The sequence below is a fragment of the Streptomyces sp. NPDC007084 genome (assembly GCF_040703595.1).
In the GTDB taxonomy this organism is placed as follows: domain Bacteria; phylum Actinomycetota; class Actinomycetes; order Streptomycetales; family Streptomycetaceae; genus Streptomyces.
On the sequence record NZ_JBEYFY010000054.1, the window covers coordinates 21,761 to 46,983 of the forward strand.

Annotated in this window: 15 protein-coding genes; 8 read left to right on the forward strand and 7 right to left on the reverse strand. The window is 66.8% G+C overall.

Annotation, left to right across the window (positions count from 1 at the left end; all coding sequences use genetic code 11):
• Positions 1-1,350: a lysine 2,3-aminomutase gene (locus AB0912_RS29315; protein ID WP_366705054.1), complete on the reverse strand. Its 1,350-nt coding sequence runs from the start codon at positions 1,348-1,350 to the stop codon at positions 1-3.
• Between the two features lie 251 nt (positions 1,351-1,601).
• Between AB0912_RS29315 and AB0912_RS29320 the strand changes: the two genes are divergently transcribed.
• The 4 genes from AB0912_RS29320 (at position 1,602) to AB0912_RS29335 (ending at position 12,704) form a co-directional block, all read left to right on the forward strand.
• Positions 1,602-3,566: an FAD/NAD(P)-binding protein gene (locus AB0912_RS29320; protein WP_366705056.1), complete on the forward strand. Its 1,965-nt coding sequence runs from the start codon at positions 1,602-1,604 to the stop codon at positions 3,564-3,566.
• Complete coding sequence (locus AB0912_RS29325; protein WP_366705058.1) at positions 3,563-4,759, forward strand: MFS transporter; 1,197 nt, start codon at positions 3,563-3,565, stop codon at positions 4,757-4,759. The genes AB0912_RS29320 and AB0912_RS29325 overlap by 4 nt, the downstream gene beginning before the upstream one ends.
• A gap of 1,372 nt (positions 4,760-6,131) precedes the next feature.
• Complete coding sequence (locus AB0912_RS29330) at positions 6,132-12,341, forward strand: DNRLRE domain-containing protein (RefSeq protein ID WP_366705082.1); 6,210 nt, start codon at positions 6,132-6,134, stop codon at positions 12,339-12,341.
• A 75-nt stretch (positions 12,342-12,416) separates the two neighbouring features.
• On the forward strand, positions 12,417-12,704 hold the full coding sequence (locus AB0912_RS29335) for a hypothetical protein (RefSeq protein ID WP_366705060.1): 288 nt from the start codon (positions 12,417-12,419) through the stop codon (positions 12,702-12,704).
• 58 nt (positions 12,705-12,762) lie between these two features.
• Here AB0912_RS29335 and AB0912_RS29340 read toward each other — a convergent pair whose 3' ends face one another.
• The 5 genes from AB0912_RS29340 to AB0912_RS29360 all read right to left on the reverse strand — a co-directional run bounded on the left by AB0912_RS29340 (position 12,763) and on the right by AB0912_RS29360 (position 16,399).
• Positions 12,763-12,942, reverse strand: a complete 180-nt coding sequence (locus tag AB0912_RS29340; protein ID WP_366705062.1) for a hypothetical protein — start codon at positions 12,940-12,942, stop codon at positions 12,763-12,765.
• A 139-nt stretch (positions 12,943-13,081) separates the two neighbouring features.
• Entirely contained in the window at positions 13,082-13,456 is a 375-nt protein-coding gene (locus AB0912_RS29345) for a winged helix-turn-helix domain-containing protein (protein ID WP_366705064.1), read from the reverse strand.
• A gap of 11 nt (positions 13,457-13,467) precedes the next feature.
• Positions 13,468-14,409: a hypothetical protein gene (locus AB0912_RS29350; RefSeq protein WP_366705066.1), complete on the reverse strand. Its 942-nt coding sequence runs from the start codon at positions 14,407-14,409 to the stop codon at positions 13,468-13,470.
• Entirely contained in the window at positions 14,403-14,702 is a 300-nt protein-coding gene (locus AB0912_RS29355; RefSeq protein ID WP_366705068.1) for a hypothetical protein, read from the reverse strand. Before AB0912_RS29355 ends, AB0912_RS29350 begins: the two co-directional genes overlap by 7 nt.
• A gap of 1,562 nt (positions 14,703-16,264) precedes the next feature.
• Positions 16,265-16,399, reverse strand: a complete 135-nt coding sequence (locus AB0912_RS29360) for a hypothetical protein (protein ID WP_366705070.1) — start codon at positions 16,397-16,399, stop codon at positions 16,265-16,267.
• A 53-nt stretch (positions 16,400-16,452) separates the two neighbouring features.
• On the opposite strand from AB0912_RS29360, the gene AB0912_RS29365 reads away from it, so the two are divergent.
• Entirely contained in the window at positions 16,453-17,328 is an 876-nt protein-coding gene (locus AB0912_RS29365) for a NaeI family type II restriction endonuclease (protein WP_366705072.1), read from the forward strand.
• 48 nt (positions 17,329-17,376) lie between these two features.
• Here AB0912_RS29365 and AB0912_RS29370 read toward each other — a convergent pair whose 3' ends face one another.
• A complete protein-coding gene (locus AB0912_RS29370; protein ID WP_366705074.1) occupies positions 17,377-18,390 on the reverse strand; it encodes an HNH endonuclease in 1,014 nt (337 codons plus the stop codon).
• A 445-nt stretch (positions 18,391-18,835) separates the two neighbouring features.
• Between AB0912_RS29370 and AB0912_RS29375 the strand changes: the two genes are divergently transcribed.
• From AB0912_RS29375 to AB0912_RS29385, 3 genes are all read left to right on the forward strand, one after another.
• Complete coding sequence (locus tag AB0912_RS29375) at positions 18,836-22,291, forward strand: helicase-related protein (protein WP_366705076.1); 3,456 nt, start codon at positions 18,836-18,838, stop codon at positions 22,289-22,291.
• Positions 22,291-24,189: a hypothetical protein gene (locus tag AB0912_RS29380; RefSeq protein WP_366705078.1), complete on the forward strand. Its 1,899-nt coding sequence runs from the start codon at positions 22,291-22,293 to the stop codon at positions 24,187-24,189. The genes AB0912_RS29375 and AB0912_RS29380 overlap by 1 nt, the downstream gene beginning before the upstream one ends.
• A 105-nt stretch (positions 24,190-24,294) precedes the next feature.
• Positions 24,295-25,170 carry a hypothetical protein gene (locus tag AB0912_RS29385; RefSeq protein WP_366705080.1) on the forward strand — a complete coding sequence of 292 codons (876 nt, stop codon included), beginning with the start codon at positions 24,295-24,297 and terminating at the stop codon, positions 25,168-25,170.
• Positions 25,171-25,223: the final 53 nt, after the last annotated feature.

Below are 25,223 nucleotides of genomic sequence, written 5' to 3' on the forward strand. Positions count from 1 at the left end.
TCAAGCCCCCACGAGGTCGAGCGGCCGGCCAGTGACCGAGCCGGCGGCAGTTGCCTTCTCCTCGAAGAAGAACTTGGTCTCTCCGAAGGCCGGCACGAGTTGGTCGAACCACGTCGCCTCAGGGTCGAACTTCGCGTAGAAGGGACGGCGGACGAGGCCACCCTCCCGTGCCTGAAGGAACTGCAGAGCAAAGACCTTCTCGCCTCGGATCGTCGGTATGCCGTCGATAAGAACCTTGCCGGGAAACGCGCTCATCGACGGGCCGCGCACCGTGCGCGAGAGCCCGGAGACAGACCCGAAGGCGGTCCGGAAGATGTCGTACGCCTCCGCGAGAGGCAGCTCGAAGTACGCGCGGGCTCCGGTGTCGCGCTCGACGAACATGTAGTACGGAATGGCGCCCAGCTTCACTCCCTGAGTCCACAGCTCGTGCCAGGCACCCGGGTCGTCATTGATGTGCCGCAGCACGGGGGACTGCGTGCGGACTACGGCACCCGTCGCGGAAATACGCCGGAGGGCCTGCTGCGCGATGGCGGGGCGGAGCTCGGCCGGGTGGTTGTAGTGGCCCATCAGCGCGAGGTGCTTGCCGGCACCGACAACACGCTCGAACAGGCGCATCAGGTCATCGGCGTCCACGTCGCTGACGAAGCGCTGTGGCCAGTAGCCCACGGCCTTCGTACCGATCCTGATGTTCTGGACGTGAGCGAGCTCGGGCGACAGGAGCGGCTCAAGGTACCGCTCCAGGTTGGCCGTCCGCATGATCATGGGGTCGCCACCGGTGATCAGTACGTCGGTGACCTCGGGATGGCGCTTCAGATACGCGGCCAACCCCTCGGCGTCACGAGCCGCGAAGTGCAGGTCCTCCTCGCCGACGAACTGCGGCCACCGGAAACAGAACGTGCAGTACGCGTGGCACGTCTGGCCGGCGCTCGGGAAGAAGAGAACGGTTTCCGCGTATTTGTGCTGGATTCCAGGGACGACTTCTCCGTCCAGTTCCGGCACGTTGTGCGTGAGCTGGCCGGCCGGGTGCGGATTCATACGCGAGCGGACCACGTGGATCTGCTTCGCGAGTTGCTGCTTGTCACCCGAGCGCAGCAGGTCGCGCAGCGTGGCGTAGTCCTCGGGATCAAGCATCGACTGGTGCGGGAAGTTGAGACGGAAAATCGGGTCATCCGGTATTCGGTCCCAATCGATGAGTTCATCGAGTACGTATTGGTTTGTCCTGAAGGGGAGAACGTGCGACACAACATCGACCGCCTCGCGGAGGTCTTGCGGCATACGGTCCCAGTACGGTGTCCGCTGAATCGACGAGCGATTGTACGGCTTGTATTTGGCCGGGGTGGGGCTATTCATGTACATCCTCGATCGCAGGACAAAAGGGCATCGACGATCGCCGCGATACACGGGCGAAGAGCGAAGGCAGAGGCTCCCGCGCATTTCTGCTCCTCTGCTCGCTCAATCAGCACGCTACTCAGCGAGTGGAGCAGTGAGAAATAGACCACCCCACCAACTCATTCACCCCGTGCATGAATGGTTCCATGCATAGAGTGAATAAATCCGGTGCATGATGCATCAATAATTCAGCGCATGGCTAGGATCGGCAGTTGCTCAAGCAGGAACAGAAGGGATGGAGATTTCCGTTGAATGGTCAGCTCAGGGTCGGCATCGTGGGGATGGGACCGCGCGGACTCATCACACTGGAGCGGCTGTGCGCCAACGCATCGGCGGACCCGGACGCAGGACCCGTGACCGTGCATGCCATCGATCCGGCTCCGGCCGGAGCCGGCCGGATATGGCGGACGGATCAGTCCACACACCTGTTGATGAACACAGTCGCGGAGCAGATCACGGTGTTCACCGACGCGAGCGTCTCGTGCGCCGGCCCGGTGACCCCAGGGCCCAACCTGTACCAGTGGGCGACCCTGCTCAGCGTCATGGGCACAGCCGAGCAATATCCGGACGACGTCCTTGAACAGGTGCGGGAGTTGGGGCCGAACTCCTATCCCACGCGCGCTCTGTACGGCCACTACCTCCAGTGGGCTCTCCGCAGGACTGTCGAAACCGCGCCCCGTCGTGTGACGGTGACGATCCACCGAGACACCGCGGTCGAACTGGACGAGTGCGGTGCGCATCAGCTCCTACGACTCTCCGGCGGCGAGCTCCTGCTTCTGGACGCCGTGGTCCTGACGCAGGGGCACCTGCCCGCCGCGCCGTCCTCCGCTGGGACCGCGGCCTCCCAAAACAGTGCCCGCCGCATCGGACCGGGCAACCCCGCAGACATGGATCTCGCGGCGATTACGCCCGGAGAGCCCGTGGCGCTACGCGGTCTGGGGCTTACCTTCTTCGACTACCTGATCCTGTTCACGCAAGGCCGCGGCGGTGTGTTCACGGAGCGTGGGGACGGCCGGCTCGGCTATCGGCCCTCGGGCCGCGAGCCGCTCCTGTACGCGGGCTCCCGGCGCGGAATCCCTTACCGGGCACGCGGCGACAACCAGAAGGCCATGAGCGAACGTCACCAACCGGCGCTGCTCACCGCGTCGAAAATCCGCGCGCTGAGGGAACGCGCAAGCTCACACGGCGACGTCCACTTCCGTCGTGACGTGTGGCCGCTGATCGCCCGCGAGGTGGAGACCGTCTACTACCAGGCGCTGCTGCGCCGGCGAGGTATGCCGCAAGAGACCATCGCGGCCTTCCTGCGGGACTTCCTGCAGGTGCCCGCGGGCAGCCGCGAGGAGCACCGGCTACTGCGGCGCCACGACGTCAGAGAGCGAGATCGCTGGAGTTGGGAAGCCGTCGAGACTCCGTACGACAAGCAAGCCTTGCGTGGGCCCCAGGAGTTCGCCCACTGGCTCGTTGATCATCTGGAGCGTGACGCCGAGTTCGCCCGCGGCGGCAACATCGGCGATCCGGTCAAGTCGGCTCTCGATGCGCTGCGTGACCTGCGCAATGAGATACGGCAGGTCGTCGATCACGGCGGGATCACCGGGGTCTCCTATCGCGACGAACTCGACCGCTGGTATTCACCGTTCAACGCCAGTCTGTCCATCGGGCCGCCCAGGCGACGCATCGCCGAGATGGCCGCACTCATACGTGCCGGTGTGCTCAGGCCCCTTGGCCCCGGGATGCGTGTCTCCCCGCCGACAGCTTCCGGCGGCTTCCTCATCTCTTCATCCGTGGTGCCGGGACCCTCGATCGAGGTCACAACTGTCATCGAGGCACGCGTTCAGACCGCGGACGTCCGCCTGACCGTCGACCCGTTGCTCCGTGGGCTTCTCGACTCCGGCCGGGCGGTTCCGTACCGCATCCCCAATCCGGACGGGAGCCACTACGAGACAGGGGCGCTCGCGGTGACGCAGCGGCCGAGTCGTCTCCTGGACATGGGAGGACGAGCGCACCCCCGACGTTTTGCCCTCGGCATCCCTACGGAAGGCGTGCACTGGGCCACGGCCGCAGGCGTGCGACCGGGCGTCGACTCCGTCACGTTGGGCGACGCGGACGCGGTGGCCCGGGCACTGCTCGACTGCGGAGCGGCTGAGCCCGCCGCCCAGGTGACGGCACACGCCTCATGAGCACGCTCGCTCCTGCCGACCGTCGAAAACAGCCAGGTTCGGCAACCCGTGATCCGGCTGGTCTTTGTGCCGCTGTGCGCGTTGCGATGGTCACTGTCCTCACCTCGCTGCCTGTATTTCTGCCTGGTGCCGCCAACGGCCTGATCTCCGCCGAGTTCGGATGGAGTTCCATCCGCATGGGCGCCATTCTGGCGGCGTACTGGCTGGCATCCCTCGCAGGTGCGTTTGCCAGCAAACGGGCCGACTCGCCTCTGAACGGGGAACACACTCTGGCCATGGCGCTGTGCGCCACCTGTCTAGGGTTGCTCTCCGCCGCGCTGGTACCTGTGGTGGGCCTTTGGGTCAGCTCGATCCTCGGGGGTGCGGCCTACGGTTACACCCAGCCGCACACCAACGCCTTGCTCATGAGCCGCTGCGCACCCCGGCTGCGTGCGCTCGCCTTCGGGATGAAACAGGCAGCGGTGCCGGCCGCGACTCTGTTCGCCAGCATGGCGATGCCCGTGTTGGCCGGCCCTGCCGGCTGGCGACCGGTGTTTGCCGGTACGGCCGTGCTGAGCGGCACAGGCAGTGCTCTCCTGATACGGCGTGCCCCTTCGTACAAACGCATTCCCAAGAGGGCGGGAGATCGCGGTACCCCTCTGCGTAACGACGCCTTTTTGATGGCCCTCAGCTGCGCGGGCTTCTTCGGCGCGATGGTGGGCAACGGTCTGGGCGGCTTCCTGATGGTCGCGCTGACGGCCCGGGGGGCGTCGCTGGCGGCTGCCGGTGCGGTGGCAACCGCGGGCGCCGCGCTGAACATCGGCGTCCGCCTGGCCGCGGGCTGGCTGGTCGGTCGTTTGCCCCAGGTCGCGTGGCCGGCTCTGACGGGACTGTTCGTGGCCGGCGCGACAGGCACCGCGCTCCTGGCAAGCAATGCGTTCGCTATGAACGCCGTGGGGGCCCTCCTCGCGTACGGAGGCGGCTGGGGCTGGGCGGGGCTGCTGCACTACGTCATCGGTCTCCCCTATGACGGCAGGGAGCAACAGGCAACAGCCCATAGCCAAATGGGAGTCTCCCTGGGTGCCGCGATCGGTCCACTGCTGTGCGGGCTGCTGTTCAACACCCAACCCGTTGCTGCCTGGTGGGCCCTCACGGCAGCGGGCCTTGCCGCAGCGGGCTGCGTAGTCTCGGCTCGGACATTCGCCCCGAACTGATCTGGATGCGGCTCCAGGATCCGGTGTCCGCCAACATGGGTCGAGTGTTCCTGAAGGCGCGCCTGATCTGCGACAACTACGACATCCGCGAGAGTGAGACCGCCCGCGCATGGCTGCGTAGCATCGCGAACTCCGGACACTGGAGGTTGGTGCACCCTGCCCCGTGAGGCGCTGCCTGACCTGCCAGAGCTGTCCGCCGCGCGACACCTTCACGAGGACGACGTCCCCCGGACGGAGGATGGAGTCGACGTATGCCGAGGCGGTCTGGTTGTCGGCGACGAGGGCCACCTCGGGGACGCCGGCTGCTCCGGCGGCAGGGTGAGTGGCTTGGCCGCCACCGGTGTTGCCGACGACTACGAGAAGGTCGACGCCGTTCTCGGCATCCATCCGACCGCCCTCGCGCTGGGCCTCGCGGTCGGCCTCGATGACCGCGTCACTGGCCCTGCCGGCCGTCGGCGCATCGAAGCCTGGGGGGTCGAGGCATCCGACCCCAAGACGGACAGCGGCTACCGCGTGGTCGCACTCGATGACGACAGTCAACGTCGTGAAGCGCCATCGCGAACACAGGACGCGGGCCCCCCGCCTGGCACTCGGCCTGGGTCGACCGGCCATGTCTTTCACCCAGGAGACGGCTCCGCTCACGCAAGCACTTCCACGGCACCCCGTGGTGCAGCTCGGCATGCCCCGGCCATGAAAAACCCCAGGTCACGGCGGTGAGTCCTGGGGTGATTCCGAGCCGCCTTCGGGATTCGAACCCGAGACCTACGCATTACGAGATCGAGAGCGATCATGTTGCCCGGTGCCGCGTGGGACCGCATCATGACGTTCTACCTGATCAGCACAGGTGTATCCGGTTGAGCCATGCGGCCCCGTGCTGCACCGTCCAAAGGCGTCTGTCCACCGGCTGTCCACCGGGAGGCTGCCAGAGGCCAACCGACTCAATCTCCGTGAAAACGGATGCCCCAGGTCGTCCCGATCGAAACGACAAGCCCCGGTCACTGTTAGACCTCTACACGCCCCTCCCTGTAACGCCAGAAGTCGCAAAGGGCCGTCGCGCGTCACGTGACGGATGCAGCCGACCAGGGCAGCGCTGACCACACCGGCCACAAGGGAGACGCATGTCACTTCGATTCCAGGAGCTTTGAAGTCGACATTGCCCCCCTTGTCGCAGTTGACGGTCTGTTCCCCCCGATACGTTCACATGTGCATCACACAGGTGATGCACATGTGCTCAAGAGACCGAGGAATCATGACGATTCACATACCTGCGCCGGAAGGGCGCGGGCGGCCTTGGTCCGGGGGGAGCCTGCGCTACGTAGCGGGGAGCCTTGCCCTGGCCCTGTCCGTCACGCTGCTCGACGGCACCGTCGCGATGGCCACACCACGCCATGCACCAGCCGCACCGGCCAAGTCGGCCGTCACCCAAGCGGCAGACATCCCGTCCGCGCGCGTGGCCGCCCGCCTGTCGGGCAAGCGGGTGGAAGCGCTGTCGGAGCGCACGGAAACCTCCACGACCTGGGTCAACAAGGACGGCTCACTCACCACCGAGCTGACCGCCGGCCCAGTCCGTTTCCAGGACGAGACCACCGGTGACTGGCGTGACGTCGACCTCAACCTCATCAGTTCGGCTGACGGCGGAGTGGAGCCGAAGGCTCACCCTCACGGTCTGAAACTGGCGGGCAAGGCCGGCACCCCGGCCACGTCCCTGAAGGCCGCGCAGGCGACCAAAGCCACCGATCTCGTGACCCTCGGCGAGGGCGGTGAGCAGATCACCCTGCAGTGGAAGGGCGGCCTGCCCACCCCACAGCTGGACGGCACGCGCGCCGAGTACGTCAACGCCATCCCGGGCGCGGACGTGGTGGTCGAGGCGACGCGCACGGGGTTCGAGCAATTCGTCGAGATCAAAAAGAAGCCCGCGACGGACGACTACACCTACACGCTGCCGCTGAAGGCCAAGGGCCTGAAGGCCGAACAGCAGGCCGACGGCAGTGTCGTATTCACGGACAAGAAGAACAAGAAGACCGCGGTGATGCCCGCGCCGGTGATGTGGGACGCCACCGTCGATGAGGTCTCCGGTGAGCACACCCGCCGTGTGCCCGTGGCGATGAAGGTCGTGAGGAAGGGGGCGACCATCGACCTGGTCGTCACGCCCGACGCGAAGTTCCTTGCCGATCCGGACACCAAGTACCCGGTTACCGTCGACCCGTCCACGTCGGCACTGTCGAACGTCTTCGACACCTACGTCCAGCAGGGCGAGACCCGCGACTGGTCAACGGACGTCGAGCTGGACCTGGGCAACCCGGGCACCAAGAACGCCGATGGCACCCCGCGCACGGCACGGTCGTTCATCTCATGGAACACGTCGCCGATCTCCGACGCGCTGGTGGTGGACGCGAAGCTCAGCCTGTGGAACTTCCACTCCGGCAACTACACCGGGTCTTCGTGCCCCACCCAGCCGTGGGAGGTATGGTCCACCGGGGCCGCGTCGACCTCGTCACGGTGGACGGCCCAGCCGTCGTGGACCGCGAAGAAGGCCACGTCCTCGGAGACTCGCGGCAATTCGTCCTGCTCAACCCAGCCGGACGGCTGGATCAACGCCGACGTCACGACGATGGTGCAGGAATGGGCCTCCGCGAAGGCATCCCGTTCCCACATGGGCCTGCGCGCATCCGACGAGAACGTCACCGGTCAGTGGAAGCGGGTCAACTCCGCCAACGCCGCGACCAACCCGCCCAAGCTGGTCGTCACATACAACTACCGGCCGCGTACCGGGACCAAGCAGGAAGCCGGCCCGCCGTACTTCTCCTACGGCGGCGCATACACCGTCAACACCCTCACCCCGACGCTGCGCGACACCTTCGTCGATGCCGACGGTGACAAGGTCAACGGCACCTTCCAGATCTTCGACAACGCCACCAACACGCAGGTCGGCGACGTCATCGTCTCGAAGTACGTGCCCTCCGGGCAGACGGCGACCGTGACAGTGCCGTCCGGGGTGCTGACCGACGCAAAGACGTACAAGTTCCGCACCAGCCCCTACGACGGCACCAACTACAACAACGGCTGGTCGGCCTGGAAGACCTTCACGGTCGACACCAAGGCCCCCGCCCCGCCCGCCAAGGTCACTTCGACCGACTACCCGACGGGCAAGTGGGTCAAGGGCGCGGGACAGGCCGGCACCTTCACCGTCACCCCGCCCGCCTCCGACCACAACTGGCTGGAGTGGTCTCTGGACGGCGTCACCTGGACCAAGGTGGCCACCGGTGGCGCCACCGGTGACAAGGCCATCTCCCTCACCCCGGCCGACAACGGGCCCCAGGCCCTGTTGGTGCGCGCCGTCGACAAGGCCGACAACCGGTCCCCCGTGGTCGAGTACACCTTCAACGCCGGTGCCGGCGGATTCCTACGCCCGGCCGCCGGTGAGCAGACCGCACGGCGCTTGGTCTTGGAGACGGAGACCGACGGCACTAAGTACGACGCCGTGTCATTCTCCTGGCGCCGCTCGGCGGCCGACGACTGGCAGCGCATTCCCGCGGCCGACGTCAGCCGCGACGGCACCGCGCTCCCCGCCTGGCCCGTGACGCTGACCAACGGCAAGAACGCGCCGCTGAGCTGGAACGCGTCCGGGACCGTCACCCGCGACGGCACCATCGAGGTCAAGGCCGACTTCACGGGCCCCGCGTCGGCGGTCGGCAGCACCGACCCGATCTCCGTCGTGGTGAACCGCAACGCCGACGGCGCCGCGAGCGAGGACATCGGTCCCGGTGAGGTGAACCTGCTCACCGGTGACTTCGCCCTCGCCCAGGAGGACGCCTCCTTCTTCGACCTCGCCGTCACCCGCACCGCCTTTTCCCGTCGCCCCGGCGCCGGCGCGGAGCGGGACGAGCAGGCTCCGATCTTCGGTCCCCAGTGGGTGTCCGGTTTCGAGGCCCAGCTGAGCGAGTCGGAGTACACCCACCTGGAGCGGATCTCCGACACCGCCGTCAGCGTGGTGCTGGCCGACGACAGCCCCATCCACTTCACGGCCAACGCGGCAAAGACCGGTTGGGTCCCGGAACCGGGCGCCGAGGAGATGGTCCTCAAGGGCAGCGTCAGTGACACCTTCACACTCTCGGACAGCTCCGGCACGGTCACGGAGTTCAAGCGGACCGGCGGGCAGTCGTCCGTCTGGCAGGTCAGCAGTACGCTGGTCGACGGCCTTTCCCACTCGACCACCTCGGTCATGTCGGAGAACGTGACCGTGGAGGGCAAGGTCGTGGCCCGTCCCACCCGGATCATCGCGCCCACCTCCGCGGTCACCGCGTCGGTCTGCGCGGCCGAACCGTCGACCAAGGGCTGCCGCCTGCTGGAGTACGTCTACGCCACCGGCACGACGGCTACCTCGTCGACGCTCGGTGACATCGCCGGGCAGGTGCGCGAGATCCGTCTGTGGTCGACCGAGCCCGGAGCGGCGGCGGCTACGCCGAAGACCGTCCACACCTACCGGTACGACGCCGCCGGGCGGCTCCGCCAGGCCTGGAACCCGCAGATCACGCCGTCCCTCGTGACCGGATATGGCTATGACTCGGCGGGCCGCATCACCGCGCTCACCCCGCCCGGCGAACTGCCCTGGACCTTCACCTACGGCAAGGCCGGCAACGACCCGGCAGCCGGCGAGGGAATGCTCCTGAAGGCCACGCGCGCCGCGCTGAAGGAGGGCACGCCGGACACGGTCGAGAGTCAGGCGACCACCAGCGTTGTCTATGACGTCCCGCTGTCCGGGGCGTCCGCGCCGTACCAGATGAACGCGGACGCGGTACGCGCCTGGGGGCAGCAGGACATCCCCTCCGACGCCGCTGCCGTTTTCCCCGCCGACGCCGTACCCGCCTCACACTCCGGCTCGGCGCTGACGGCATCCGACTACCGGCGCGCCACCATCCAGTACCTCAACGCCTCGGGGCAGCGGACCAACCTCGCCGAACCGGGCGGCCGGATCGACAGCGTCGACTACGACCGGCACGGCAACACCGTACGCGAGCTGTCCGCCGGCAACCGGGAGACGGCCCTCGGCGTGACCGCGGACGCCAAGGCCGCACTGGCCGACCTTGGCCTGGCCGACCGGCCCGCCGCAGAACGCGCCGAACTGCTGTCCACCCGCTCGGTGTACGACGAGACCGGCACGCAGGAACGGGAGAAGTTCGGGCCGCTCGGCCGTGTCGAACTCGCCAAGGACCTGAAGTCGGGAGCCACCACCCTGGTGGTGGCGGGCACCTCCGTCATTGCCCGCAGCTGGACCAGCAAGCGCTACGACGAGGGCCGTCCTGCCGGTGACACCGCCCTCACCAGCAACCAGATCACCAGCACCACCGAAGGCGCGCAGGTCCGCGAGCACCCGGCCGTCATGGCCGACGCCCAGCTGACCACCGTCGCCTACGACTGGGCCAAGGGCCTGCCCACTCGAGTGGTCCAGGACCCGGCCGGCCTCGCCATCACCACCACCACCCAGTACGACGAGCAGGGCCGGGTGATCAAGCAGGGCGCCCCGGGCACCTCGGGCACCGACGCCGGAACGCAGGTCACCGCCTACTGGTCGGCCACCGGCACCGGCGCCTGCGCCGGCCGTCCCGAATGGGCCGACCTGGTGTGTACCGCCGGGCCGGCCGGCAGCATCACCGGCGGCGGCACCAACCCGGCCGACCTGCCCGTGATGACCGCCGAGTACGACCGCTGGGGCAACACGGCGAAGACCACCGAGAAGTCCGGGACCTCGACCCGGACCATCACCCGCGGCTACGACGCCGCGGGCCGGCCCACCACCGTGCAGTTCACCGGCGGTGTCGGGGCGGGCGTCCCCACCACCACGACCGGCTACGACGCGGCCACGGGCCGCGCAACCAACACCACATCCCCGACCGGAGGCACCCTCACCCGCGTCTACGACAAGCTCGGCCGGGAGATCTCTTACACCGACGCGGACGGAGCCACCACCCTCACCTCTTACGACCTGCTGGACCGCCCGGTCAAGGTGAGTGACAGCGTGCCCAGCACCGTCACCTACGCCTACGACACCACCGCGGAGGCCCGCGGCCTGCCCACCAAGGTCACGGACTCGGTCGCCGGTGCCTTCTCCGCCACCTACGACGCCGACGGCGCCGTGGCCACCGAGAAGCTGCCTGGCGGTTACACGCTCAAGGCGGTCAAGGACGCCGCGGGTACCGCAGTCGCCCGCACCTACACGCGGGACAGCGACGGAACCACCGTCTACGACGACTCGGTCACCACGACCATCCACGGCCAGACCGCCTCGCACTCGGGGTGGTCGCACCAGGAGTACGGTTACGACGCCACAGGGCGTCTGACCCGTGTCGAGGACACCAGCGACAACGTCTGTACCCTGCGCGCCTACACGCTCGACAAGCGCTCCAACCGCACCGGCACGGCCGCGACCGCGACCGCTCCGGGAGCGGACTGCCCGACCAGCGCGGGAACCGCCACGACCCGGTCCTACGACACTGCGGACCGGATCGCCGAGACGGGGTACACCTACGACGCCTTCGGCCGCAACACCGCGCTGCCCGGCTCCACGCTGACGTACTACGTCAACGACCTGATCCGCCAGCAGACCGCCGGCAGCCGGCGCCAGACCTGGCAGCTGGACGCGGCGCTGCGCTTCCGCTCGGCGGCCGTGGAGACCAACACCTCGGGCACCTGGGCCCAAACGTCCGCCAAGGTCAACCACTACGCGGACGCGTCCGACAGCCCGCGCTGGATCGAGGAGGACACCCAGGGGGCAGTGACCCGCAATGTCGCCTCCGCCAGTGGTACGTTCAGCGCCACCACAGGGAAAACGGGCGGCACGGTCCTGCAACTGTCCAACGTCCACGGCGACGTCGCGCTGCAGCTGCCGCTCGACGCGAGTGTCGCGCCGACCGTGGTCGACACCGACGAGAACGGTGCCTCCCGGACGGGTAAGACCGCGCCTCGCTACGGGTGGTTCGGCCGCAACCAGCGCTCCGGCGAGACCCTCACCGGACTCGTCCTGATGGGTGCTCGCCTGTACGACCCTGCCTCGGCGCGCTTCCTGCAGACCGACCCGGTCTTCGGCGGCAATTGCAACGCCTACGACTTCGTGTGCGCAGACCCGGTCAACGGCACCGACCTGGACGGCCGCTGCGGCGCCTGGGGCAACCCCTTCAAGGCATGCGACAAGTGGCGCATCCTTATGTGGTCACGCTCTCCCGGGAGCCACTGGAAAACCATCCGCGAGGGCAGCACTTCCGCCGTCCGGGCCAATGGAAAGAGGTACGGCAAGTTCGGCCTGCGGCACATCAAGGACAGGCACGTCGGAAAGGGCAAGCAGTCAGCCTGGCATTCTAGCTCCACTATGATGAGCGACCTGAAGAAGACGCTCATATCCGGCAAGTGGCGAAACGAATGGGGCGGCGTCTACGACGGCTCGTGGAAGGTCACGTACTCGTATTGGACCGGCTGCGGATGCCGGAAGAAGAAGAAGTACACGGTCACCGTGTTCTACCGCACCACGGCGGCGCCTGACGGGAAGCCGCTCGGCGTGACCACCGCCTACATCAACAGAACCGGCTGACACGCCATGGGCCGCGGTGGCAGAGGGGCTCGTGCTCTCCGCCACCGCGGCCTCCTTCACGGAAGGTCTCCCGACATGCAGCAGCCACCGGACTCCCCCGAAGCTCTCCTGCGCTCCACCACGGAGGCCCTCGCCCGGCGCCTGACCCAGCGCAACACGCCGGTCCCGGCCCTCACCTCGGTGCTCGAACTTATCGACAACGACGAGGCGGAACTGGCGCTGGACGAACTGGTCCGCGTCGTCGAATACTTCCGTATTCCCGTCTCACGGGCGGAATACGATCAGCTCGTCACGGCGGCGACGCATCTGGATTCCATGGACTCGCTCCTGGAGACCGGCGTCGCCCGATTCATCACCGCGTAAGCCGCTGATCCCGCGTAGGACCGCGTCCTGTGTGGTGAAGCCTGGAAAGTCGCTCCTATCAGCACAGGGCGGCCGCGATCGCGGACCTGCCGTCCTTGCCGATGATCAGGTGCTCGGCGATCAACTCACGCATGGCGTGGGAGACGTGGGTGTTCAGCCGGTCCCTGACCAGCCTGATTGGCACTTTGACGAGCTGGTGGACGTCGTCGACCAGCTCGATGAAGTCGCGCTCGCCCATGGTGCGACACTCGGCCCTGCCCGCAGGATGGGTGCGCGGGCAGTGGCAGAGCCGGGTGCGGGAGCCGGACCGCTACGCGGATCAGCCCGGCCGCCGCCAGGCGTCCCGTACGGCGGCCGGTTACCGGTCATCTGCGGAGTCACTCCGCGTCGGCCCAAAGTGCGTCCCATGGTCGGCCTGCGAGTGAAGCCTGTCTCGTCTCGAAGCAGATGTACCCTCCGCGGGCCGCCCGGGCTCTGTCACCTCGGTCAGGTCGCTTGTCCTCCGCACGGTGACGGCCTTCTCGTCGCGTTCGGCGACTCGCCGTGCGGGGGCCGAACCGGTGCAACAGCCGTGTGCCGCCGGAGACGCTGTAGAAGACGCGGGACTCTCTGCCGGTCAGCGTGGCCGCCCTCGCCGCCGTCCACAACTGGTTCTGCTCACGTGAGGCAGGCGACGGCGGCGGCAAGCACGACGAGTACGGCCAGGACGGGGCCGAGCGGCAGGCCGTGCTCGCGCCGTGTGCTCGCTTCATGGGGGCGCAGGTCAGGCTGGCAGTGTAGGGCTGTGGCTTCTTCGACCATGCGGACGTGCGAGGGCCGCAGGCGCAGCCGTCGTTCGATCCGGGGCTCGCCTATCCCGGTCAGCTGCCAGATGCTGCCGTCGTGTGTGTATTTCGGCTGTTCCTTCGCGGTTGCGCCGGGCTGCTTGCAGTTGGTCCAAGGGGTCGTGCCGTGTCTTCCAGGCCCCGGTCAGCCATAGTCCTGTGCTATCGGCGGCGACGCTCCAGTTGAGCGCGGTGGCCGTGGGGCTGATCCAGACGAGCGTGGCCAGCGTGAGGAGGGTGTCCCAGGCGAACCCTTCCCTGGCCGAGGTGCGGGCGAATGCGCCGGAGGCGACGGCCATGACCGCGGCCAGGGCCACGCCAGCTGCCCGGGACGCCAGGCCGGGGCCCCAACTGCGGGAGCTGTCCGTGACTGTCAATGTAGTGGCGAGGCGGTTCGTCAGGAGCTGCTGCTCCGATGGGACGCCGGTCGCAGTGGCCGCGGTGACAGGCTCGTCGGATCCCTGCCTCGTGCGGGTGCGTGGCGGGCGGGCCGGGCCGGTGGTGCGCAGCACGACGGGGTGGGCGTCCGCGTCGGTGGTGACCAGGAGCAACTCGCTGCCGTCGTACGGGGCGCCGAACAGGACTGCTTCGTGCAGGCGTGTGTCGAGGTGGGGCCGTCTTTCCCTGCCTGGAGTCTCGAGGTCGCGAACCTCGGGGTCGCTCGCTTCGCGCACGGCAGATGTGAAGAAGCAGGTGAACAGAGGAGTTCTGCCCGAGGTGTCGTCGGCCGCGTGGAGCCAGGTCTGTCCCTCGGCGTCGACGCGTTCCAGAACCCGCAGAGTCGGCACCGGGTCGCGGCGCAGTGCTGTGGCCCGGCGCCGCGCCAGGGCTCCCGTTGCCAGCAGGGAGATGCCGGGCAGGCTGGCAGCCAGGGTCAGCATCTGCCATTCGAATGCGTCGTAGGGTTCGGCCGCCAGGCGCTGCCACGTCCGTCTTCCAGGACGGCCACCGTGCTGCCGATGCGGTAGTCCTCCGGGTAGTAGGCGTTGACGGTGAGGCGCCGTGCGTCGTCGGTGCGGACACGGAGCGACGCCTCCTGTCGGCTGACCACCTCGGCCGTGATGGGTCTGGCCCGGTTCGCGTGCTGCTCACCCGCCCTGATTCCGCGAAGCCCCTGAGCGATCGCCCCGGTGGCGACCACGCACAGCAGCAGCCCGGCAGCGATCGGAACCACAGAAGCCTGGTCTGGTACTCCAGGACCGTGGAGATCCCGATATCGATCACGTGCGGACCGTCGTCCGGTGCCCAGAACGTTCGACGGTTTGATGTCGCCGCGGACGAGGCCCGCGCGGTGGACGGAGTCCACCGCCTCGGCCGGCCGGCCCGGCCCCCAGGCCGCATACCGCCGCTTCCGCCAGCGCGCCGTCGCGGGTAACGAGCGAGCCGAGATCGGGGGCGGAGATGTATGCCAGCGCCATGAGCCCCAAATGGCAGTCGTCCTCGGCGGAATCTGAGCGGGACTGCACCATCGCTGCACGGCTGTCCACCGCTTGTCCACCGGAGACCCCTGATGCAAGGTGGAGCTAACCCATCCCAGAAACAAAAGGCCAGTTCAGAGGCTTATCGTTGGGCTCTCGTCACGGAATCAAACCTCTGACCTACGCATTACGATGCACAGACCGCAGATGCCCGATTCGCCCGAATCTCAAGGTCAAAGAAAGACAGAAGCCCCAGGTCAAAAACCTGACCTGGGGTTCACCCTGGAGCCGCCTTCGGGATTCGAACCCGAGACCTACGCATTACGAGGGCCTGCAAGATCATCCCGAATCGTTTCGGGGAGTGCCACTGGATCCCGTCTTCGCTGATCAGAGCATTGCGGCCCGAATCAACGTGACGTCCAGTCCAACGTGTGCTGCCCCGTCCGCTCACGCAGCGCTCACGCAGCTACGCCGCTGCAGAGTTACGATCCCTGCCTTCCTCACCCTCATCATCAGCGTCGGTCTTCCGTGCGGGGCGCTGTTCGCTGTTCTGGCGCCAAGCGGAGTAGAGGATTGCCACGGCGGAAGCGACTCCGACGATCTGATGAGACGGAAGCCCAACGACGATCAAAGTGACCGCTGCTGTGACGATCGTGGAGAAGGCGCAGAGGTCTGCAGTGCGCTGACGCATCAGGTTCCCTTCACGTACTGGAGTTTCAGCAACGTGGGCAGCCTGCTGGTGTGCGCCACCGGTCCGGAAGTTTGATCTTTTGATCGGGCAGATCAAATGCGATACTGAGCCGATCAAATGGGAGGGAGGGCCGTGTGGGGAGCACGCAAGGACGGGGGCGACCGTGGAAGCCGCCTGTCGAAGACCTGAGCGGGCCGATGGCCGAGGTCGTCCTGCTGCTCCGCGAGTTGATCGACGGAAGCGGTCTGGGATTGCGCGGACTCACTGAGAAGCTGAAGGCCGAGCATCACGAAGGGCTACCGCCGCCCGGATACGAAACGCTCTCGAAACGGCTTAGAGGCGTAGGACTGCAAAACGAGCCACACCTGATCTACAGCATCGTCTCCGCATGCGCGGGCAACGGCCGCAGAGAGGAACTGGCGTCGCAAGTAACCCAACTCCTCGCCAGCGCCCGCGCTGTTCCCCCGCCGAAGAGCACAGGTCAGAAGCAGAAGTCGGCAACTGATCGGCAGCTGATCGCCGCACTAAGTGATCTAGAAAAGCTCCGAAAGAAGCTGGACCGGGTACAAGGCAAGGCCGATCGAGCCGAGAGAGAGCTCCTGAAGGTACGCAAGCTGCTAGCAGCAGCTACCGCAGCCGCAGCCGCAGCCGCAGCCGCAGCCGCAGCGAAATCTCCAACACCCCCGAGCCCTGCTGCAGGCTCGACTGCCCCTCGGGCAGAGGCTCGACCGTGGACCCGAGTCGCTCCTCCTCCGCGTGCAACTACTACAGAGGGTGGGTCTCCCACAGCGTCGTCCCGGGTACTCAACCTCAGCGTGGAGGATGTCGTCGCGCATCTGGACTCCGTCCCGAATCTCCGAGAGCGAACGGCCGTATCACTGCGGGCGGCCTTCGACAGCGTGCTGGACGGAGAACGGACGGGCCGCTACGACCTGAACACCCTGGGAATGAGCGAGAAAACCTATCTGGGTAGCAGGGTCGGACACTTCCTATGGGAAGCCTGGGGCCTCAAAGGAGGCAAGCACGCCGACATCACGAGCGTGCCACTGAAGTTCACCTGGACAAACACATGGGTCCTGGCTCCCGAGCACATCGGCCACGTGTGCCTACTGGTGCGAGCCAGCGACACACAATCACGCTGGGACCTTGGGGTGCTGAAGGTCGTCCCCGAGCACTTGAACCAAGGGCGTAACCGAGACGGCAAGCAGACCCTGTCAGCTGCCGGCAGGAGCGCCATCCATTGGGTCTTCAAGGACGCCCCCCTGCCGGAGAACTTGCTGCTTCATCTCGACCAACAGTCCCTGGCGCAGGTGCTCTCATCTGAGGACGACGACGTTGCGAGCTCTGGCCAGGCTCGCACAAACGACCTTTTTCGGGTCGTGCAGGGACGCCTTGTTGGTAGCGCTGCGGTACGCACAGTGGCGATGCAGCCTGACGCCCCCAAACGAGTACGCGATGCCCGTCGCCACCTGCGCAGAGAAGGCATCCTCATCCTGGGTCATCAGCTCAATCACGCCCAGATCGCCAAGGCCCTCGGGCTGCCACGTCCCCTCAAGGACCAGTGGGTCAGCATCAGAGTCGTCCGTCAGCGCCCGGACCACGGTGATGCACGTTTCGTGGAGCTTGATGGGACGAGATGGATGGTCGCTGGTCCAGATGACCTTGTCGAGAACGGCCCAAACCTGTCCTGATCAGTGCCACAGGGGTGGCGCCATCGTCCCCGAAGCGCGGCGCTGTCGTCATACTCGTGGCCGCTTGCTGAGCCAGTGGGCGTCCAGCCAAAACTTCTGTTCCGGGCTCAGCTGCAAGGTCAAAGACTGGCCGTGCAGCTGCGCGTAGCACGGGTAGCCGTCAAGACTCGAGGCGACATCGAGCGTTTCAGAGGACGTGTCTACTGCGATGCGACCAAGGTCGAAGAGCCTATGGATGTCACGGCGCAGGAGCAGCCCACCGTGCTCATGGTGCTCGCCGCTCTCGGCATAGCTGTAGAGGTGAGCCGCTTCCAGGGCGTCCGCCGGCGTGGGCCCTGTGAAGGCACACACCTCGCCGTGCTCTCGCAACAGCCGTTTACGGAACTCCTCTTGGCCAACACGTGTTCGCACAAGCGACTGCCTGTGACCCCCCGCTACGGCCAGGCGAGCGGCTGCGGCTATGTCCTTGACGGTGCTGGCCTGACCGGTGGCGTCGAGCAGTGCCTGCCGTAGCCGCTTCCATCGCGCAGGGCGCATGCTCAGCTGCGACTTGGGAGCATCACAGAGGGCCCGGAGCTCGGAGCCCGAGAGCAGACCGCGCCCGTTCATCCATCTCTTGCCGTGCGCAGACCGGTAGGTGGTCACCGGCTTGGTCATCTGGCGCGGGGTGGAGAAGAGGTGACCGCACTTGCCGCAGCGGTAGGCAGGCTTCTCCCGTTGACGCCGTTTGATGTCAGCCTTGCCACACCGAGGACAGGAGTACAGCATCTTCTCGGCCGATGCAGTGTCGATCGCCTCTATCACCGAAACGCCGATGAGCTCCTTCCTGTCCCACAGGGCTATGACGTCCCCCACCGCCACACGGGCATAGTTCTGAACGGTGCTGTCCCAGCTGTAGTGCAGAGACACGCTGTCGTCATAGCCGTCGTTTCCGGCATGCTCCCGGCTGTCACCCAGCGCCAGCATCAACCACGCAGCAGCCACGTTCTCGGTGCTGAAGTCGGCTCGCAGATCGACCAGTTCGTAGTCGTGACTGATGCCTATCTCGGCCTCGGGAATCATGCATCAATCATGCCCGAGGGACCAGCGGCGTACAGCCCGGATGGCGTCTTCTCAGCGGACCACGCTGGACGTCGTTGCCCGATCTCGCTCCTCCGTTCTACGAAGCCGCGGATGGTGAGTGTCAGATCAAGGCACCGATAGATCGAATCCGGACAGATTCGATCAACTCTACGTAACGGCTTGCGACTTCACTGAAATGCGTTCGATGCTGCTGGGGCTCGAAGCAGCAGAAGATGTCCGGCTATGGCGTCGTGCCATGGCGGCTTCTGACTCGCGAGCCTGGAGACCCCGTGGACATCCATGTCCCGCGGGCCAGTTCGGCATGTCTGCCTCAACTGGCACGCCTTTGTGAGCCACCTCGGCTCTCGCCTCTCCCCTCATGTACGGGGGCACGCCCCCTTCCCCTGGTCCTGGCGGAACCTGCCGGATCCGACAGGGAGGCGCCGTGACCAACCCTCCGTTCGAGCCGAGCGTTACCCAGCAGACCGCTCTCGTGGACCACTTGGTCAACGCGGTGGTCAGCGATGCGACTGGCGAGGCCCAAGGGGACGTCTGCCTGGGCGAGCCTCCAAGTGCTCGGTACTTCATGGAGAGCCTCGGCCCGCACACCGTCGAACCTGGCGGAGCCGCCCCGCGGTACGGCCGAACGACCCCGGACAGTCTCGGGTTCGAGTTCGAGGCCAGCAACGCCAGCTCCATCAGCGTTAAGGCGCGGGCATCGTTCTACTACGCGGCACTTCCGACCCGATCGCAGCAGCTGGAGTGGGCCGGTGAGCGCGAGGAGCCGTACAGACTGGCCCCTCTGTTCAAGCGACTGACCGTGACCGTCGGTCCCGTGGACGTCGTTCTGGGACAGGAGGCCGGCCTGCGTCAGACCTTGGAAGCTGAGTTCCGGCATGCCTTCCAAGACGCCGTGAAGGTTGCCCTCCAAGACCCTCGGATCGACCGTCGTGTCGGGAACGACCGCCGAGAGCGGCTGGTTCCTCCTGCCGCGATGGCAGACGACGGGACCTTCGAACAGTGGCTGGCCCGGGAGGTGGGTGGGGACCCCGTAGCACCGTCTCCCGCCGCGCACGTCGTCATCACGTCGAGGCTGGTCGCGTCCGGACGGCTCCGCGTGACCGTCACTCTGCAGAACCTCGCCACCGACCCCGTCGTGACAGTCCAGGGACGGGGCAGCAACGCCGGCCGTACCCGTCGCGACGAGGCGAGGGACAACGCCCTGTTCCGCGCAGAGCTGGAGATCCAGGGTGACCATCTCCTCCCCATCGTGATGGACCTCGGTGCCGACGCCTATCGCTACTCCGGGGAGCTCGGGGCGTACGCGAACAACTGCGGTGTCGAGCCCCGGTGGCACGAAGGCAGGCTGGTGGCCGTACGCAGCGTGCCCGTTCCTCAGCACGACACCCATCGGGCCGTGGCCAGAACCGATGAGCGCTGGAGTTACGCGACGCTTTCGACCGACCCGCTGCCCGTTCTCGACGAGCTCGCTGACGAGATGGAGGCGTACCTGGGGGCGCCTGCCTGGAGCACCGAGGATCTTCAGGGCAGGCCCGAGCTGGCCCAGCGTAAAGAGGCAGACCGAAGGGCCGCGGCCCTAGAGGTTGCCCGCTTCCGTGACGGTGTCGCCTGGCTTCGGAGAGACAGGCGTCTCCTGACAGCATTCCAGCTGGCCAACGAGTCCATGGTGGAGCTCAACAAGCGGCGGAAGCGACCCAGCCGGGGCTGGCGGCTCTTCCAACTGGTCGCCATCGTCAGCCAGCTCAGTTCCCTGGCCTGGCGCGAGCATCCCGAGGACCTCTTCGCACCCGGCCTCTGGGGCGACGAACACGACGTGGATCCGACCGAGGCGGCGACCGTCGTCTGGTACCCCACCGGCGGCGGCAAGACCGAGGCGTATCTCGGCTTGGTACTGGTGTGCATGTTCTACGACCGTGCGCGAGGAAAGGCGCTCGGAGTCTCGGCATGGTGCCGTTTCCCTCTGCGGTTGCTGACCTTGCAGCAGACACAGCGCCAGCTCGACGTGATCGCCGCCGCTGAGACGGTCCGTGACAAGCACGCCGACCTGCTCAGGCAGGTTGGCGGTGATCCCGGCTGGCCCTTCTTCATCGGCTTCTACGCCGGTGGTGGCAACACCCCCAACTCGCTGATCACGGACCGCATGATCGACCGCCTTCGCTCAAGCGAGGAGGAACGGCATGCGTACCGCCTTGTCCATGACTGTCCTTACTGCGGTGAGCGGTCAGTCCGCATCCCGGCGCCCGACCCACAGCGACTCAGGCTCCAACACGTCTGCGGCAACGAGGCGTGCGGGAAGGTTCTGCCGATCCTCGTCGTCGACACCGAGATCTACCGGTACCTACCGACCGTCGTGGTCGGGACCCTGGACAAGCTCGCCAACGTAGGGCTGTCAGACAAGTTCGGCGCCCTCCTCGGCGACGTGGACTGCTGGTGCCCTCCCCACGGCTTCGGTCGGGGCGGTAAGTGCCACGAACGTCATGCGCCGGGTCACCCGAAGACCCCGCTCCGACCCCTGGGAGAGCCTCTTTACGACCCCTCCCCGTCACTGGAGATCATCGACGAGCTCCACATGGTCAACGAAGAGCTCGGAGCTTTTTCCGGCCACTACGAGGGCCTCTTGGCCGAGGTGCAGCGCACTCTGTCGTCCCGACAGCGTGCCGACGGTCGGGGTGTCCGGATGAAGGTGGTCGCCACCACCGCCACCATCCGGGGCGAGGACCGCCAGAGCGAGCACCTCTTCGGTCTCAGGTCAGTAGTGGTTCCACTGCCAGGGCCCAACCTCGACGAGAGCTTCTACTGGCGCCTCGACCGGAGCCTCCCGCTCCGTCGCTTCGTCGGAGTCATGCCGACACGCGGCACGGCGGAGATGACGCTGGTCAGGATCCTGACGTCCGCCCACCGGGCACTGTGGAAACTCGACCGGCGCGAGGATCTGCCCCCCGTCCTGGCGAGTTGGCCGGAGGACGAGCTCCGCGCAGTCGTCGACCTTTACCGGACGAGCCTCACGTACGCCACCACTCTGGTCGACTTCGGCCGTATCCGTCGCTCGCTGGACACCCAGGTAAACGAGGCCCTGCGCAGGGAGGGCTTTCCGGATCTCAGGGTGGCCGAACTCAAGGGCGAAACGCGCCTGGACCAGGTACGCGGCGTCCTCGATGACCTGGGAAGCACCAACGGCAACACGGGCATGGTCGTCGCCACCAGCATGGTCAGCCATGGAGTCGACGTAGACCGCTTGAACCTCATGCTGTTCAACGGCATGCCCCGGTCCATGGCGGAGTACATCCAAGCGTCGTCGAGGGTGGGCCGCGCCTACCACGGCCTCGTCTTCATGCTCTTCAACCCTGTGAGGGAGAGAGACCGGTCGCACTACCGCTATCACGGCAAGTTCCACGAGTACCTCGACCGCATGGTCGAGCCGGTGGCCATCAACCGCTGGAGCAGGTTCGCGGTCCGCAAGACCCTGCCGGGGATACTGATGGGGCAACTTCTCCAGATCGCGAACCGTGACTGGTGGCGGGCGGGTAACGCCCCTGGCCACCTGCACGACCTCTCGAAGATGCAGGCCGCCCTCCGTACTCCCTCGGGCGGGGGTCTGGAAGGGGTCCAGCTCACCGAGCTGCTGGAGGTGCTGCACTCCGTCTTCCAGTCGGAACGCCCGGAGGGTCAGGAACTCCGCACCGACCTCGAGGACATGGTGGAGCACGCCCTGGCAAGCCTCCGCTCCGCCGGTGCCTCCGCCGGCCTCACGGGCGGGAACAACCGGGGATACCGCGCGACTGGCGACTACCTGGGCCTCGAGTACCGGCCCATGACGAGCCTCCGCGACGTCTCCGAGGGCATCCCGTTCCACGTCGTGTCCGACAGCAGGAGGTCGTGATGGCGTTCAATCCCAGGAACGATGACATGGCCCGGGACCGGGGCCAGGTCCTCTACCGTTACCGCCCCGGCCAGACCTTCGACCACCGCGGCGGCTACACGGCCCAGGTGGTGCAGTTCGGGCGTGACGAGGAGTTCGACGGTCCCTCGCTCGATCGCGATCACCTGGTACAGGAGGCGATGCGGTTCGTGCGCAGATGGCGGGCCTCGGGCCGCGCACTCTCCGCTGGAGCTGACCGGGCGCCGGAGTTCCCCGGGGACGAGGATCGGCTTGCCGATCGCCACTACGAGGTCGTGGTCCCGGGCAAGGTCTTCTGCCGCATCTGGCCTCGGGTGGTGCGCTGCTCGAGCGGGGGGTGTGGACACGTCTGGACGGCGAATGACCCACGCCCCGGAACGGACGACTGGCCGCCAGCCTGCCCCACCTGTGGCAACGCGGTGGGAAATCGGCAGCTTCAGTTCGTCTTCGCGCATAAGTGTGGCGAGATGTCGCCCATGTACCCGCCGAGCAAGTGTCCCAGGGGGCACACCCGGTTCAGGCTGGACGACCGCGCGAGTCGGTTCCGTGACTTCCGGTGGGAGTGCATGACCTGTGGCTTTCCACTGTCAGTGCAGTGGAGTTGCAGCAACTCCTCGTGCAGCTACCCGGACAAGTTCATGCACCCCCTGCTCCACACCGCGGGCACGGCGCACGTCGGGCAGGGGTTGACGCTCGTGAACGTGACCACTGCAGAAGAGGCCACCCGGCAGAGCAACCCCCTGTACACGGCTGCCGTGCTTGGTTGGTGGCTCGGTGAGATCACCGAGGACGAGTTCCGGCGGCTCACGGACGGGCACACGGTGGACGTCCCCGACGAGGTCGTCGAGAGCATCCGTGCGATGGAGGAGGCCGGCCTGAACGATCAGGCACGCGCACTCCGGGCACGCTTCATGCCGGTCGAGGTGGACCACCTGCGGGACAGCGTGAGCAAAGCCCTCGGGCTGGACACCGAGAGCGACGACGCCCGCGGGCTTGCAGCGGAACTGCACACCTATCGTCGGGTCCTGAACCTGGAGCGCCTGGGTATCCCCCGGCTGCAGCGGGAAGCCCGCAACCCCGAGCGCCGCGCCCTGTACGAGCGGTACCCCGGCGTACTGGGGGCCGCCGGACTCGGTCAGGAGACATGCCTGATCAGTGATCTCCCGATCACCTACCTCGCGATCGGATACAGCCGGACGGGCTTCAGCCCCGAGGAGGCCGACCTGGTGCCCTATCGGGGACGTGCCGCACGAGGCGCACCCGAGAAGACCCTCCTCTACGCCCACCCCACAGAAGCGGAGGCTCTCCTGTTCCCCGTGGACCGGGAACGGGTGAGCCGGTGGCTGGTCCGCAACGGGCTCGTGAGCCGCAGCACGCTGGACGACGCCGGAGGCGTTACGAAGTGGCTGGTGCACCAGCTGGGCCCCAGTGACGGTCAGGCCCTCTCCCACGAGACCCGACCGGAACCCGGGCACCCTGATCTCCCTGTTCACGACCTGTTCGGCCTGCTTCACTCCCTGTCCCACCAGCTGCTCCGGGCTCTGGCGGTCGACAGCGGCTACAGCGAGACGAGCCTGTCCGAGTACCTCTTCCCGTACGACCTTGCATTCGCCATTTACCCCAACGGCGGGAGCGACTTCAGCCTCGGTGCGATGCGGACGGTACTCGAACAGAACCTGGACGCGGTCGTCAGCCGTGCAGTCGACAACGACGCGTGTCTGTACGACCCGAACTGCATGATCACCAACGAGGGCGCGGATCACGGCTGTCTCCAACTCCCCGAGACCGCCTGCCAGTCCTGGAACCGGAACCTCTCCCGTTGGCATCTGTTCGGATCTCCCGACGGTTCCAGGGTCGGGTACTGGGATCCGACGCTGTAAATCACCGGTGGTGGGGGGGAACTGAATTGGCACCCTCCTCCACCACTTTCCGAACGTGCGCGAATTCCCTAACCAACCGTCAGTCATGGACGATTCGGAGTCTCCGTGAAGCCCGAGCTGGATCTCTTGGACGTCATCTCCGACGCGCGTGCCCGTGTAGGTGCGCACCCGGCTTGGCAGTCCGGGCCGGAAAGGATCTACGACCTGCTCCGCACGGCGACCAAGTTGCGAGCCATGGAGATCGCCTCAGGAGACGAGTCCGATCTGCCGTGGGAAAGCGTGCTCGCCCAACTCGTCGCATGGCACCACGACTTCCCGCTCAGCACGGGTCCGTGCACTGAGTCCGCTGCTGGCGAGATCACGGCGCTGGCTGCCGCAGCCCAACACTGGGACCGATTGGAGACCGGTGTCCGAACTGACGCCTACCAGGTACGCCTGACTGGAGGGGGCTTCCGTGTGCGTCACAGCTGGAACCCCGCTGTCGAGGTCGCCGATGCGTTCCTCGAAGCAGCCTCGGTTCCGACGCAGTTGCCGAAACTGTCCGAGACAGAACGCCGGTGGATCTCCACGAGGAGCGCCGGCTCTCGGAAGGGGCCGCCAGGGGACGTGTTGGAGGCTGCGGTCAACCGCGCCACTGTGACCATCGAGGCTTACCGGAAGGCGGTGCCCGAGGGCCAGGTTCCTGACACCTTCCCCCTCGGCGAGGGGATGACAGCCGGAGACATGGCCGGCGTCCTGGCGGTAATCATGGGGCTCGCCTCACTGTGCGAGGAGACAGCGCACCGGCTCTCAAGACTGGAGTCAACGCTCGCTCACATGCCGATCCCACGGCTGATGGCCCTCCTCGCGGACATGTGCCCAACCGTGTCCGAGGCTCATCAGGCCCTGGCAGTGGAGAGGCTCACCTACCGCACCGGACGTTCGTGCAGGACGTCCCCGCTAGGGTGTGTCCGCAATGTCGGTGGGGAGCCAGAGTCGTAGGCAGGCGATGGTGACCAGGGCTTTGTAGTGGCGGGCTCGTTTGTCGTAGCGGG

Coding starts and splice junctions, on each gene's coding strand:
- AB0912_RS29370 (WP_366705074.1), bottom strand. CDS start 18,390: ATGATTCCCGAGGCCGAGATAGGCATCAGTCACGACTACGAACTGGTC.
- AB0912_RS29325 (WP_366705058.1), top strand. CDS start 3,563: ATGAGCACGCTCGCTCCTGCCGACCGTCGAAAACAGCCAGGTTCGGCA.
- AB0912_RS29340 (WP_366705062.1), bottom strand. CDS start 12,942: ATGGGCGAGCGCGACTTCATCGAGCTGGTCGACGACGTCCACCAGCTC.
- AB0912_RS29350 (WP_366705066.1), bottom strand. CDS start 14,409: ATGCTGACCCTGGCTGCCAGCCTGCCCGGCATCTCCCTGCTGGCAACG.
- AB0912_RS29335 (WP_366705060.1), top strand. CDS start 12,417: ATGCAGCAGCCACCGGACTCCCCCGAAGCTCTCCTGCGCTCCACCACG.
- AB0912_RS29330 (WP_366705082.1), top strand. CDS start 6,132: ATGGCCACACCACGCCATGCACCAGCCGCACCGGCCAAGTCGGCCGTC.
- AB0912_RS29345 (WP_366705064.1), bottom strand. CDS start 13,456: ATGAAGCGAGCACACGGCGCGAGCACGGCCTGCCGCTCGGCCCCGTCC.
- AB0912_RS29380 (WP_366705078.1), top strand. CDS start 22,291: ATGGCGTTCAATCCCAGGAACGATGACATGGCCCGGGACCGGGGCCAG.
- AB0912_RS29315 (WP_366705054.1), bottom strand. CDS start 1,350: ATGAATAGCCCCACCCCGGCCAAATACAAGCCGTACAATCGCTCGTCG.